11 protein-coding genes are annotated in these 12,620 nt (G+C 69.4%); 5 read left to right on the top strand and 6 right to left on the bottom strand.

The window, feature by feature from the left end; all coding sequences use genetic code 11:
- Positions 1-53 precede the first annotated feature (53 nt).
- Entirely contained in the window at positions 54-902 is an 849-nt protein-coding gene (locus V5740_RS04015; RefSeq protein WP_347303795.1) for a TraB/GumN family protein, read from the bottom strand.
- Positions 899-1,846 (bottom strand): TraB/GumN family protein, encoded by a 948-nt coding sequence (locus V5740_RS04020; protein ID WP_347303796.1) that lies wholly within the window; start codon positions 1,844-1,846, stop codon positions 899-901. Before V5740_RS04020 ends, V5740_RS04015 begins: the two co-directional genes overlap by 4 nt.
- Positions 1,847-1,979: 133 nt before the next feature.
- Here V5740_RS04020 and V5740_RS04025 point away from each other — a divergent pair, with 133 nt between their 5' ends.
- Genes V5740_RS04025 through ppdK form a run of 3 tightly spaced genes read left to right on the top strand, consistent with a single transcriptional unit; the run spans position 1,980 to position 7,678 of the window.
- Complete coding sequence (locus V5740_RS04025) at positions 1,980-2,879, top strand: glycine--tRNA ligase subunit alpha (protein ID WP_347303797.1); 900 nt, start codon at positions 1,980-1,982, stop codon at positions 2,877-2,879.
- Positions 2,876-4,972, top strand: a complete 2,097-nt coding sequence (gene glyS / locus V5740_RS04030) for a glycine--tRNA ligase subunit beta (RefSeq protein ID WP_347303798.1) — start codon at positions 2,876-2,878, stop codon at positions 4,970-4,972. Before V5740_RS04025 ends, glyS begins: the two co-directional genes overlap by 4 nt.
- A gap of 12 nt (positions 4,973-4,984) precedes the next feature.
- Positions 4,985-7,678, top strand: coding sequence for a pyruvate, phosphate dikinase (gene ppdK / locus V5740_RS04035; protein WP_347303799.1), 2,694 nt, complete (start codon positions 4,985-4,987; stop codon positions 7,676-7,678).
- A 3-nt stretch (positions 7,679-7,681) separates the two neighbouring features.
- Here ppdK and V5740_RS04040 read toward each other — a convergent pair whose 3' ends face one another.
- Positions 7,682-8,467 carry a methyltransferase domain-containing protein gene (locus V5740_RS04040; protein ID WP_347303800.1) on the bottom strand — a complete coding sequence of 262 codons (786 nt, stop codon included), beginning with the start codon at positions 8,465-8,467 and terminating at the stop codon, positions 7,682-7,684.
- A 56-nt stretch (positions 8,468-8,523) separates the two neighbouring features.
- Here V5740_RS04040 and V5740_RS04045 point away from each other — a divergent pair, with 56 nt between their 5' ends.
- Together V5740_RS04045 and hisI are read left to right on the top strand one after the other, a co-directional pair.
- Complete coding sequence (locus tag V5740_RS04045) at positions 8,524-9,168, top strand: ComF family protein (RefSeq protein ID WP_347303801.1); 645 nt, start codon at positions 8,524-8,526, stop codon at positions 9,166-9,168.
- Between the two features lie 358 nt (positions 9,169-9,526).
- Positions 9,527-9,904 carry a phosphoribosyl-AMP cyclohydrolase gene (gene hisI / locus V5740_RS04050; protein ID WP_347304437.1) on the top strand — a complete coding sequence of 126 codons (378 nt, stop codon included), beginning with the start codon at positions 9,527-9,529 and terminating at the stop codon, positions 9,902-9,904.
- A gap of 4 nt (positions 9,905-9,908) precedes the next feature.
- Here the strand turns inward: hisI and cysK are convergent, their stop codons facing one another.
- Genes cysK through V5740_RS04065 form a run of 3 tightly spaced genes read right to left on the bottom strand, consistent with a single transcriptional unit; the run spans position 9,909 to position 12,570 of the window.
- Positions 9,909-10,829, bottom strand: coding sequence for a cysteine synthase A (cysK, locus tag V5740_RS04055; protein ID WP_347303802.1), 921 nt, complete (start codon positions 10,827-10,829; stop codon positions 9,909-9,911).
- A complete protein-coding gene (locus V5740_RS04060; protein WP_347303803.1) occupies positions 10,826-12,142 on the bottom strand; it encodes an MFS transporter in 1,317 nt (438 codons plus the stop codon). The genes cysK and V5740_RS04060 overlap by 4 nt, the downstream gene beginning before the upstream one ends.
- A gap of 56 nt (positions 12,143-12,198) precedes the next feature.
- Positions 12,199-12,570, bottom strand: coding sequence for a PilZ domain-containing protein (locus V5740_RS04065; RefSeq protein ID WP_347303804.1), 372 nt, complete (start codon positions 12,568-12,570; stop codon positions 12,199-12,201).
- Positions 12,571-12,620: the final 50 nt, after the last annotated feature.

Below are 12,620 nucleotides of genomic sequence, written 5' to 3' on the forward strand. Positions count from 1 at the left end.
ATGACCATGACGGGGAAGCCGGCGCCCATAGCAGAGCGGGGCGCGAAGGCAAGCTATTGCACCCGCCTGACCGTGTAGCCTCGCGCGGCGAGCAGCGCGGGCAGCCCCTCCGGCCCCAGCATGTGCGCGGCGCCGACGGCCACGAACGGGCGGGCGCCTTCGTCCAGCAAGGTGGCGATCACCGGCATCCACGCGCGGTTGCGGCCGGTCTGCAGCCGTTCGCGCAGCACCGGGTCGGAAAGGAGCCCGGTAGCCGCATCCCGCTCCAGCGCGGCCATGTCGCCGGCCAGCCAGGCGCGGGTGCGGGCGTCCTCGGCCGCGGGATTGCCGCCAGCCGCCGCGTCGCGCAGCAACGCGGCCTGGGCCACAGGTGGCAGGGTGTCGAACAAGGCGAATTGCTCCGCCACGCTTTCCAGCGCGATCACCCGCGTGCTGCCTGCCACGAGCGCGCGGTCCACCCCGTTGGCGACGTCTCCAGACCGAAGCGCATTGGCCAGTGTCAAGGCGGCGGCCCAGTCCTCCCACCCATCCAGCATGCCGGGCGGAAATTCCGCCCGGTCGAGCGCGGCGTCGAGGGCGGGGCGCTCGGCCGGGGGCAGGCGCTGCGTCACCGGCGGCAGACCGGGCGAGCGGCCCAGCCTGGCGAACAGCGCCTGTGTCTGTGCCGGGTCGGGTGCGCCGATCTCCACCACCAGCGGTCCGGCGGCGGCGATTGCACCGTCCAGCTCCGGCGTGCGCCACTCGGCGCCGTCGGGCAGGGCATGGATCGTGCCGAACAGCCAACCCTGCTGCCCGGCCGGACCGGTCACCTGCCACAACGCCGGCGAAGGCTCCGGCCAGTTATCCGCGCGCCCGCACGCCGCGAGCAGCAGGAGCAGCAATATGGCGGCAACGGCCTTCACTGCCAGATGCGGGTGACCTCGAACCCGCGCGCGCGCAGCTGGTCCTGTACGCTGTCGGCACCCGCCAGATGGCCAGCGCCAACCGCGACGAACACCGTGCCGGGCTGTTGCAGCCGGCCCGAAATCCAATCCGCCCAGTTCGAATTACGCCGGGTCAGCAGGCGTTCGTGCAGCTCCGGATCGATCATTTCCGCGTTGATTAGCGCGGCCAGATCCTCCGCATCGCCGGCCAGCCATTCGCCGACCATGGCGTCCAGTGCCATCGCCCCGCGTCCGGTCTGGGCCACGGCCTGTTCCAGATAGGCAAGCTGAGCGGGCATGGGCATGGTGTCGAACAGCGCGATCTGGTCCTCGATCCGTTCAAGGCCTGAACGGCGCTTGCCCTCCGCCCTGCTGCCCAGCGCGGCCTCCACCCCACTATCCGCCTGGTAGCCAGCGCGCACGACGGGCAGCAGGGTCAGCGACATGGCGGCCAGCCATGGCTCCATCGTGTCGAACGCCTCGACCGGCAGGCCCAGGCCGACCATCGCCGCCTCGAACGCCTCGCGCGCCTCCGGCGTCATCAGCGCGCGCAGGGACTGCCCAGCCGGCAGCATACCCGCGCCTTTCAGCGACAGGCCGGAACTGCCGATGGTCGACAGGTCGACCTCCGTCACCAGCTCGTCCGAACTGGCGAAGGCGCGTTCCACCCGCGGGTCGAACCACTGCGTGCCCTGGGGCAGGGCATGGACAGTGCCGAACAGGTAGATGGTGGTATCCGCATCCGCCACGCGCCACAGCGCCGGCCCCGGCGCGGCGCCCGCCGGCGCGCGTTCCACCACCGGCAGCGGCGCCGGCGATGTGCAGCCCGCCAGCGTCAGCGACACGGCCGCCATGCCGGCGGCCAGACCGCGTCTCAAACCCTGCCAGCCCCACGCCGCGCCAATCATGTCTGCCCCGTTCATCTGTCCAGATGCCTAAGGCCGGAGGTATTAGCGGCACCTGCATCGATATGGTTGCAACACCAATAGGATCGTTGTGGCTTTGCCGCAATGTGGCCTGATTGACGCTGCGTGACCGCTGCGCCATGGCCCGGGCATGAACAGGAACCCGCAAGCCAGCTTTCAGGACATGATCCTGGCGCTGCACGATTACTGGGCGGCGCAGGGCTGCGTCATCCTGCAGCCTTATGACATGCGGATGGGCGCCGGCACGTTCCACACCGCCACCACGCTGCGCGCGCTGGGGCCGGAACCGTGGAACGCGGCCTTCGTGCAGCCGTGCCGTCGGCCGACCGACGGCCGCTATGGCGAGAACCCGAACCGGTTGCAGCATTATTACCAGTACCAGGTGATCCTGAAGCCATCGCCGCCCGACTTGCAGGAGCTTTACCTGCGCTCTCTGGAGGTGATCGGGATCGACCCGCTGAAGCACGATATCCGCTTCGTGGAGGATGACTGGGAAAGCCCCACGCTGGGCGCCTGGGGCCTGGGTTGGGAGGTCTGGTGCGACGGGATGGAGGTGACGCAGTTCACCTACTTCCAGCAAATGGGCGGGTTCGACTGCAAGCCGGTCGCGGGCGAGCTGACCTACGGCCTCGAACGGTTGGCCATGTACATCCAGGGCGTCGACAACGTGTACGATCTCCAGTTCAATGATCGCGGCGTCAGCTATGGCGACGTATTCCTTGAGAACGAGCGCCAGATGTCGAAATGGAACTTCGAGGTGGCTGACACCGCCGCCTTGTTCGACCTGTTCGGCAAGGCGGAGGCGGAGTGTCGGAACGCGCTGGACGCCGGCGTGCCCATCGCCGCCTACGAACAGGCGGTAGAGGCGAGCCACATCTTCAACCTGCTGCAGGCGCGCGGCGTCATCAGCGTGCAGGAACGCGCCAGCTACATGGGCCGGGTACGCGATCTGGCGCGCGGATCGTGCGAGAAGTACGCGGAGGCGATGACCCCGCGCTGGCAGGCCGCCTATCCGGAGTGGTCGCTGTGACGGACTTCCTGCTCGAACTCCGGTGCGAGGAAATCCCCGCCCGCATGCAGGCCGGCGCCCGCGCCGAGCTGGAGAAGCTGTTCGCGGCGCAGATGGGCGCGGCGGGCGTCGCCGTTGGTCAAGTTTCGGTCTGGTCCACTCCCCGCCGCCTGGCCCTGATCGCCCGCGACCTGCCCGAGGCAACGCAGGCGGTGCGGGAAGAGACCAAGGGCCCCCGCGCCTCCGCCCCGCCGCAGGCGCTGGAAGGTTTCCTGCGCAAGACCGGGCTGTCGCGCGAGCAGCTGCAGGACCGCGACGGCGTGCTGTTCGCCGTGGTCGAGAAGCCGGGGCGCGCGATCCGCGATGTGCTGGCCGAGGCCGTGCCCGCCATCATCCGCGCGTTCAGCTGGCCCAAGTCGATGCGCTGGGGCGCCGCCTCGCTCTCCACCGAAAGCCCGCGCTGGGTCCGCCCGCTCTCCGGCATCGTCGCCATCCTGGGGGAGGAGCTGGTCCCGTGCGAGGTCGCCGGCGTGCCGAGCGGCTATGCCACGGTCGGCCACCGCTTCCACCATCCCGGCGCGATCACCATCGGCGGCGCGCATGACTATGCCGAGAAGCTGCGCGCCTGCCATGTCATCGTCGACCATGCGGAGCGCGAGGCGCTGGTCCGCGACGGCGCGACAAAGGCCGCGGCCGATGCCGGGCTGACGCTGGTGGCGGACGAGGGGCTGGTGGTGGAGAATGCCGGCCTGACCGAATGGCCGGTGCCGCTGCTCGGCCGTTTCGACCCCGCCTTCCTGGAGGTGCCGCCAGAGGTCATCCAGCTTACCGCCCGGGTGAACCAGAAGTACTTCGTGTGCCAGGACGCCGCGGGCGCGCTGGCCAACGCCTTCGTCTGCACCGCCAATATCGATGCGAGCGACCACGGTGCCGCGATCGTCGACGGCAACCGCAAGGTGCTGGCCGCGCGGCTGTCGGATGCGCGCTTCTTCTGGGACCAGGACCGCAAGGTGCCGCTGGCCACCCAGGCGGAGAAGCTCGCCCGTATCACCTTCCACGAGAAGCTGGGCACCGTCGCCGGCAAGGTGGAGCGCGTGGCGAAGCTCGCCCGCTGGCTGGCGGAGCAGGGCATGGTGCCCGGCGCCGATCCGGCGCTGGCCGAACAGGCGGCGCGGCTCTGCAAGGCCGACCTCGTGACCGAAATGGTCGGCGAGTTCCCCGAATTGCAGGGCTTGATGGGCGGCTACTATGCCCGCGCCGAGGGGCTGCCCGATGCGGTGGCAGATGCGATCCGCGACCATTACAAGCCAGTGGGGCAGGGCGACGCCGTACCCACCGCCCCGGTGACGGTGGCTGTTGCGTTGGCGGACAAGCTCGACACGCTGCGCAGCTTCTTCGCCATTGACGAGAAGCCGACCGGTTCCAAGGACCCGTTCGCGCTCCGCCGCGCGGCGCTGGGCGTGATCCGCATCGTGCAGGCGAACGGCCTGCGCATGGGTATCGCCGATGGCGACCTCCTCGACTTCTTCGCCGACCGCCTCAAGGTCCAGCAGCGGGACGCCGGCGTTAGGCACGATCTGATCGATGCGGTGTTTGCCCTGGGTGGGGAGGACGATATCGTGCGACTGCTGAACAGAACCGAGGCCTTGCAGGCATTCATCGGCACGGAGGACGGTGCCAACCTCCTCGCCGGGTACAAGCGCGCCGCCAACATCCTGAAGAAGGAGGACTGGCAGGGCCATGAAGGCGAGATTGCCCAGACCGGGGAGGAGGACCCGCTCGCCGTCGTGGACGATCCCGACCTGAAGGCCGTGGTCGATGCCCGTATGGCCGAACGGCACGCGCAGGAATACCAGCGCGAACCGGCTGAGGCAGCGCTGATCGCCGCGCTCGACCAGGCGGAACCGCAGGCGGCCGATGCCGTCGCGCGGGAGGATTTCGGCGCCGCAATGTCCGCGCTCGCCACCCTGCGCGCGCCGATCGACCGCTTCTTCGACGATGTGACCGTGAATGACCCGGATCGGCACAAGCGCGCGGCGCGGCTCGAACTGCTTGCGCGGTTTCGTGCTGCGGTGCACAATGTGGCCGACTTCAGCAAAATAGAAGCATCCTAGGGGACACGGGAAATGGCGAGCGTGGTGGAGGCGGCCGAACGGCTGCAGACGGTCTATACCTTTGGCGGTGACGCCCCGCGTGCTGACGAACGCGCCCGTGACAAGACGGTGACCGGCGGCAAAGGCGCGAACCTGGCCGAGATGGCGGGCATCGGCCTGCCGGTCCCCCCCGGCTTCACCATCACCACCGAGGAATGCGTCAGCTATCTGCGTGGCGGTGCCGAGTTCGGCGCTGCGCTGCGCACCGACGTGGCAGAAGCGCTGCAGCATATCGAACGCGCGGTGGGCAAGAGCTTTGGCGACCCGGCCGATCCGCTGCTGGTCTCGGTCCGCTCGGGCGCGCGCGTCTCCATGCCGGGCATGATGGACACGGTGCTCAATCTCGGGCTGAACGACCAGACCGTGCAGGGCCTCGCCGCCACGTCGGGCGATGAACGGTTCGCCTGGGACTCCTACCGCCGCTTCGTGCAGATGTATGGCGACGTGGTGCTCGGCCTCGATCACGGCCTGTTCGAGGAAGCGCTGGAGATCGCCAAGGAGCAGGCCGGCTACTTCGCCGATACGGAGATGAGCGCGGCCGACTGGCAGGCGCTGGTCGCCGAATACAAGCAGATCGTCGCGCGCGAACTCGGCCGGCCGTTCCCGCAGGACGTGCACGAGCAATTGTGGGGCGCGATCCAGGCGGTGTTCGACAGCTGGGATTCCGACCGCGCCAAGGTCTACCGCCGGCTGAACGACATTCCGGCGGACTGGGGCACGGCCGTCAACGTGCAGGCCATGGTGTTCGGCAATATGGGCGACACCAGCGCCACGGGCGTCGCGTTCACCCGCGATCCGGCCACCGGCGAGCGCGCCTATTACGGCGAGTACCTGGTGAATGCGCAGGGGGAGGACGTCGTCGCCGGCATCCGCACCCCGCAATACCTGACTCGCAGCGCGCGCGAAGCCGCCGGTGCGGAGGCGCCGAGCATGGAGGAGGCGCTGCCCGCCGCCTATGCCGAGCTCGCCGATGTGTTCGCGCTGCTCGAGAAGCATTACCGCGACATGCAGGACATCGAGTTCACCGTACAGCAGGGCAAGCTGTGGATGCTGCAGACCCGTTCGGGCAAGCGCACTGCAAAGGCCGCGCTGAAGATGGCGGTCGACATGGTGGGCGAGGGCCTGATCGATGAGCGGGAGGCGGTGCTGCGGGTCGATCCCATGGCGCTCGACCAGTTGCTGCACCCCACGCTCGACCCCGATGCCCCGCGCGACGTGCTGACCCGCGGCCTGCCCGCCAGCCCTGGCGCCGCCAGTGGCAAGATCGTGCTCGACGCCGACACGGCCGAGGTCTGGGCCGGCCGGGGCGAGAAGGTGATCCTGGTGCGGGTCGAGACCAGCCCGGAGGATATCCACGGCATGCATGCGGCGCAGGGCGTGCTGACCGCGCGCGGCGGCATGACCAGCCACGCGGCGGTGGTCGCGCGCGGCATGGGCCGCCCCTGCGTCTCCGGCGCGAGTGCGGTCTCCATCATGCTGAAGGACCGCAAGCTGAAGATCGGCCACCGCGAGCTGGCGGAAGGCGACACGATCACGCTGGACGGCGCTACGGGCGAGGTGATGGCGGGCGAGGTGCCCACGACCGAGCCTGAACTGGCGGGCGACTTCGGCGTGCTGATGGAATGGGCCGACGCGCATCGCCGCATGAAGGTGCGTACCAATGCCGAAACCCCGCAGGATTGTCGCATGGCGCGCCAGTTCGGCGCGGAAGGCATCGGCCTGTGCCGGACGGAGCACATGTTCTTCGAGGCGAGCCGGATCAGCGCCGTGCGCGAGATGATCCTGGCGGAGGACGAGACCGGCCGCCGCAAGGCGCTGGCCAAGTTGCTGCCCGAACAGCGGGCGGACTTCGTGGCGATCTTCACCACCATGGCGGGCCTGCCGTGCACGATCCGCCTGCTCGATCCGCCGCTGCATGAATTCCTGCCGCATGGCGATGCCGAGTTCGCCGAGCTGGCCGGCGTCACCGGCTACAGCGTGGAGCACCTGAAGCGCCGCGCGGGTGAGCTGCACGAATTCAACCCCATGCTGGGCCATCGCGGCTGTCGCCTGGGGATCACCTTCCCGGAAATCTACGAGATGCAGGCGCGCGCCATCTTCGAGGCGGCGTGCCAGGTCGCGGGTGATACCGGAGAAGCGGTTGTGCCGGAGGTAATGATCCCGCTGGTCGGCACCGCGCGGGAATTGCAGATCCTGAAGAAGCTGGTCGATGATACCGCCGTGGCTGTCTTCGCCGAAAGCGGCCGCACGTTGGACTACCTCGTCGGCACCATGATCGAACTGCCGCGCGCGGCATTGATGGCGGGCGAGATCGCGCAAGAAGCGACCTTCTTCTCCTTCGGCACCAACGACCTGACGCAGACGACGCTCGGCGTGAGCCGCGACGATGCGGCGCGCTTCCTGTCGGTCTATGTCGACAAGGGCATCTATGCCCGCGACCCGTTCGTCAGCCTGGATGTGGAGGGCGTGGGGCAACTGGTGACCCTGGCGGCGGAGCGCGGCCGCGCCACCCGGCCGGAGATCAAGCTGGGCATTTGCGGCGAACATGGCGGCGACCCCGCCTCGATCGCCTTCTGCGAGGCGACCGGACTCGATTACGTCAGCGCGTCACCCTACCGCGTACCCATCGCGCGGCTGGCGGCGGCGCAGGCCTCGCTCAGGGCCTGACGGTCAGGACGGGCGGCGGCCGCTCAGCGTGACGAGTTCGAACCGTTCGACCGTCCGGCCGCCGTCGCCTTGCTCCAGAAAGACGGCGCGGGCTCGCGCCAGCGCCGCCCGGTTGAGGGCTGGTCCCGGATTCGCAAGCACGCTGCCGAGCGCCTGCGCCCGCAGGTCCGTCACCAGCCGGTCGAACGCGCGGTAGCCGACGCTGATGGTGCGGCTGTCGGCGACCGGATCGGCGAACCCAGCCCGTTGCAGCAATTGCGCGCCCGATCGCACGTCCACGCCCGGATGGATGCGCGCCGCGGGCCGGTCGCCGTCCGCCGTCAGCATCGCCGCGCGCAGGACGGGCAGGCTGCCGGCTGCGGCGAAGCTCGCCAGCATCAGCCCGCCCGGCACCAGCGCCCGGCGCATGTGGATCAGCGCGCCCGGCAGGTCGTTCACGGTGTCGAGCGCGGAGAGGCTGGCGATCAGGTCGAAACCGTCGCCGACCAGCGCGGCGGGGAAGGGCGCCTCCTCCGCGAGCGACAGCTCGGACGCGCCCGGCGCCGCATCGGCACGCACCACCTCCGCCCCGCCGGCCTGCAATTCGGCCGCAAGCGCCCCGTTGCGATCGCCGATGACCAGTGCCCGGCGGATCGGATGGCGCAGGAAGCCGATCCGGTCGATCACGTCCTCCACCATGTCGTCCAGCACGAACCGCGCCGCATTGGGCTGGGCCTGCAGGATGGCGGCGCGCGCACGGGCGGCGTGGCGGCGGGCGGGTTCGAAGATGATTGGCGGGGCGCTGCTCATGGCTCTCGTCCCTGCCTGCCGGGAAGCGGGGGCGCAAGGGTGAGGGGGACGCAAGGATGAGGGCGGCACTGGCAAGCGGGCTGGCTCCGCTGGCGGACCTCGTCTTCCCGCCGCGCTGTCCCGCATGCGGGCTGGCGCTGGCGGCGCAGGCCGGCCTGTGCGGTACCTGCTGGCAGGATGTGCAGCGGCCGGAGACCAGCGATGATGGCGTGGTTGCCGCCACGCTCTATGGTCCCATTTCGCGCAAGCTGGTGCTGGCGTTCAAGCACGGCGGCCGGGTCACGCTGGCGCCGCTGCTGGGGCGCATGATCGCTGCGCGGTTGCCGACTCTGGAAGGCGAATGGTTGATCGTGCCGGTGCCGCTGCATCGCCGGCGGCTGTGGCGGCGCGGCTACAACCAATCGGCGTTGCTGGCGCGCGAGGTCGCGCGGATCACCGGGCATGCGCTGGCTGTGGATGCGCTGCTACGCCGCCGCCCCACGCGCAGTCTGGGCGGGCTGGGCCGGGCGGAACGTGCACGGGTCCTCGCCGGCGCGATCGTGTCGCATCCACGCGCCGGTGCGCTGCTGGCGGGGCGGCGGATCATCCTGGTGGATGATGTGCTGACCAGCGGCGCGACGAGCGAAGCGTGCCGCACGGCCTTGCTGCAGGCTGGCGCGCGGGAGGTGCTGGTCGCCTGCTTTGCCCGCGTGATCGACTGACTGGAAAAAGTATAGTTCGCCAAAAGCAAAGCGCCCGGGGCTTTCACCCCGGGCGCCCGCGTGACGAAAACTGCTGGGCCCTCCGGAGGCAACCCCCCGATTACTTCCGGAACCCAAACCCTCATGTACCCGGTCGCTTCTGTAAGCTGGCCGGGCTTCCCCCTAATCCTTGGCGCTATTCGGCGCTGCCGGTCGGATCGGCGACCCGTCACGGCCGCTGCCCGATAGATCACTCAATTTGACCTTCGGGAAAAGCGGACTCTGCTGCTGCGGTAGATTTTGGCAGGGCGCTGTGGTTATCCTGCAACAATTCGATACACACCCCGCTGGATATTCGCGGAACTGAAGGAGAAGGGCGATCGCCGGCCAGCAAGATGATGTTGCACTGCGGGAACATGGCACCGCTTTCCTGCCGCGCTTTGATGCGGCGGGCCTGCTGACGGCGGTGGCGCAGGACGCCGCGACCGGCGCGGTGCTGATGGTGGCGTTCATGGATCGGGAAGCGCTGGAGGCAACGCAGCGCACCGGCATGGCGCACTTCCATTCGCGTAGCCGCCGCCGGTTGTGGATGAAGGGCGAGACCTCGGGCCATGTCTTGCGAGTGCAGGCGATCCTGGTCGATTGCGACCAGGACGCGCTAGTGCTGCGATGCACGCCGGCTGGCCCCGCATGTCACACCGGCGCGCCCACCTGCTTCTACCGCCGGCTGGAGGACGGTGCCCTCCAGCCAGCCTGATCCGTCATTCCGCCGGCAGGAAGTCGGGAACCGACAGGTACCGCTCGCCCGTGTCGTAATTGAAGCCCAGCACGCGGGTGCCCGCCGGCTGGTCAGCCAGCTTCTGCCGGATCGCCGCGAGTGTCGCCCCGCTGGAAATGCCGACCAGCAACCCTTCCTCCGCGGCGCAGCGGCGTGCCATGTCCTTGGCATCGTCGGGATCGACCTGGATCGCCCCGTCGATCGCCTGCATGTGCAGATTGCCCGGCACGAAGCCCGCGCCGATGCCCTGGATGGGGTGCGGCCCGGGCTGCCCGCCGGAGATGACGGGCGACAGGCTCGGCTCCACGGCATAGGCCTTCAGCTCCGGCCATTCACCCTTCAGCACCTCCGCACAGGCGGTCAGGTGCCCGCCGGTGCCGACGCCGGTGATCAGCAGCGCGGGCGGCGCGTCGGCGAAATCGGCCAGGATCTCGCGCGCAGTGGTCCGGGCATGGACGGCGACATTAGCCGGGTTCTCAAACTGCTGTGGCATCCACGCGCCCTCGATGCTCTCGAGCAGCTCCTGCGCCCGCTCCAGCGCACCCTTCATCCCGCGCTCCTTGGGCGTGAGGTCGAAGGTCGCGCCATAGGCCAGCATCAGCCGCCGCCGTTCCAGCGACATCGATTCGGGCATCACCAGCACCAGCCGGTAACCCTTGACCGCGGCCACCATGGCGAGGCCGATGCCGGTATTGCCGCTCGTGGGTTCGATGATCGTCCCGCCCGGCTGCAACGCGCCGCGCGCCTCCGCATCCTCCACCATGGCGAGGGCGATGCGATCCTTGATCGATCCGCCCGGATTGGCCCGCTCACTCTTCACCCAGACCTCGTGGTCGGGGAACAGGCGCGCGAGACGGATATGCGGGGTGTTCCCGATGGTGGCAAGAACGCTGTCGGCCTTCATGGGGCAGGCTCCTCTTTGGATGTCGCAGTGTCGATATAGCGGGTGGAGAACGTGGTGACACGCCGCAGTTCCGGGAAGAGCCAGGCCCACAATCCGGTAACGACGATCGCCCCCACCCCGCCGGCCGCCACTGCCCATACCGCGCCCAGCAGCGCCGCCGCCATGCCCGATTGCAGTTCGCCCAGCTCGTTGGAGGCGGAGACGGCAAGGCCGCTGATCGCCGACACCCGCCCGCGCATCGTGTCGGGCGTCGCCAGCTGCACCAGCGAACTGCGGATGAAGACGGACACCATGTCCGCCGCGCCCAGCACCACCAGGCAGGCGAGCGACAGCCACAGGTTGCGCGACAGGGCGAAGGCGATGGTCGCCAGCCCGAACACCACCACCGCCCACAGCATCCGCGTGCCCACGCGCCGTTCCAGCGGACGGACCGCCAGCAACGCCGCCACCGCCGCGGCGCCCGCGGCGGGTGCGCCGCGCATCAGGCCCAGCCCTTCGGGCCCCACCATCAGGATGTCGCGCGCGAAGACCGGCAGCATGGCGGTCGCGCCGCCCAGCAGCACGGCGAACAGGTCCAGCGTGATGCAGCCCATCAGGAACCGGTTGCCGCGCACGAAGCCGAACCCTTCGGCGACCTGCCGGAAAGGGTGCGCCGGGGGTTTGTCGTGCCGGGCGCGTACCGGCGGCAGGCTGGAGATCAGCAGGCCGGACGTCAGCACCATCCCGGCGGCGAGGAAGAACGGCGCGGACGGGTTCCAGCCGAACAGCAGGCCCCCCGTGGCCGGCCCCACCACCGTGCCGATCTGCCACGCCATGGATGACAGCGCGATGGCACGCGGCAGCAGCACGGGCGGCACGATATTGGGCGCGATCGCTGCCAGCGCGGGGCCGTTGAAGACCCGGGCGGAACCATGGCACGCCGCCAGCGTGAACAGCAGCGGCAGGCTGAGGGCGTCGCGCCAGGTGCAGATCGCCAGCGTCAAGGCGATCACGCTGTCGATCGTGTTGGCGCACAGCACCACCCGTCGCCGGTCGAACCGGTCGGCGGCGACGCCCGCCAGCGGGGTCAGCAGCGCGATCGGCACGAACTGCGCCAGTCCCAGCAGGCCGAGCATGAAGGCAGCGTCGCGCCGATCCATGCCGTAATCGGCCCGCGCCACGTCATAGGTCTGGTACCCGATCAGCACCACGACGCTCAGCGTCGCGAACACTGCGAAGACCCGCGCCAGCAGGAATCGACGATAGGCCGAAATGGCAAGCGGGCTGGCGGGTACGGGCAGGGCGGCACTGTGCTGGATCACACCCCGTGCCATGGCAGCCGCGCCGGCAGGTGCCAAGCAGCGCACAGCTTGCAGGGGTGGAAGCGTGGCTAGCCCGCCAGTGCCTCCGGCTTCATCCTGGCCAGCACCGCGCCAAATTCCTCCGGATGCAGGATGCGTTCGAACTGGCACCCGGCGCGGGTGTCGATCGTCCAGATGCAATAGGCCTCGATCTGGCCCAGCGCAGGCAGGCGCAAAATCAGCCGGTCGCCCCGGACCAGGCCCGGCGATGGCTCGATCAGGACGCCGTTGGCGCTGATATTGCGCAGGTTCAGCACCAGCTCGCAGGCGCGGCCCAGATGCTCGGCAGCGATCGTGCAGGCGACATCGTGACGCCGCGCCATGCGCATGTCGATAACCGAAAGATGGGCGCCGCGCGCGGGCATGGAGCAGGTGATCCCGATTGTCTGGACCCTGCCCATGCCACGCCAGTGTTGTGGAAAACGTTAAGCGCCGCCCCCGCGCAAATCGC

This window comes from Croceibacterium sp. TMG7-5b_MA50 (assembly GCF_039830145.1).
Lineage (GTDB): Bacteria > Pseudomonadota > Alphaproteobacteria > Sphingomonadales > Sphingomonadaceae > Croceibacterium.

What these genes read in the sequence shown, in the direction of transcription:
- V5740_RS04060 (WP_347303803.1), bottom strand. Translation starts at nt 12,142, where the DNA reads ATGGCACGGGGTGTGATCCAGCACAGTGCCGCCCTGCCCGTACCCGCC.
- V5740_RS04040 (WP_347303800.1), bottom strand. Translation starts at nt 8,467, where the DNA reads ATGAGCAGCGCCCCGCCAATCATCTTCGAACCCGCCCGCCGCCACGCC.
- V5740_RS04065 (WP_347303804.1), bottom strand. Translation starts at nt 12,570, where the DNA reads ATGGGCAGGGTCCAGACAATCGGGATCACCTGCTCCATGCCCGCGCGC.
- V5740_RS04045 (WP_347303801.1), top strand. Translation starts at nt 8,524, where the DNA reads ATGAGGGCGGCACTGGCAAGCGGGCTGGCTCCGCTGGCGGACCTCGTC.
- cysK (WP_347303802.1), bottom strand. Translation starts at nt 10,829, where the DNA reads ATGAAGGCCGACAGCGTTCTTGCCACCATCGGGAACACCCCGCATATC.
- ppdK (WP_347303799.1), top strand. Translation starts at nt 4,985, where the DNA reads ATGGCGAGCGTGGTGGAGGCGGCCGAACGGCTGCAGACGGTCTATACC.
- V5740_RS04020 (WP_347303796.1), bottom strand. Translation starts at nt 1,846, where the DNA reads ATGAACGGGGCAGACATGATTGGCGCGGCGTGGGGCTGGCAGGGTTTG.
- V5740_RS04025 (WP_347303797.1), top strand. Translation starts at nt 1,980, where the DNA reads ATGAACAGGAACCCGCAAGCCAGCTTTCAGGACATGATCCTGGCGCTG.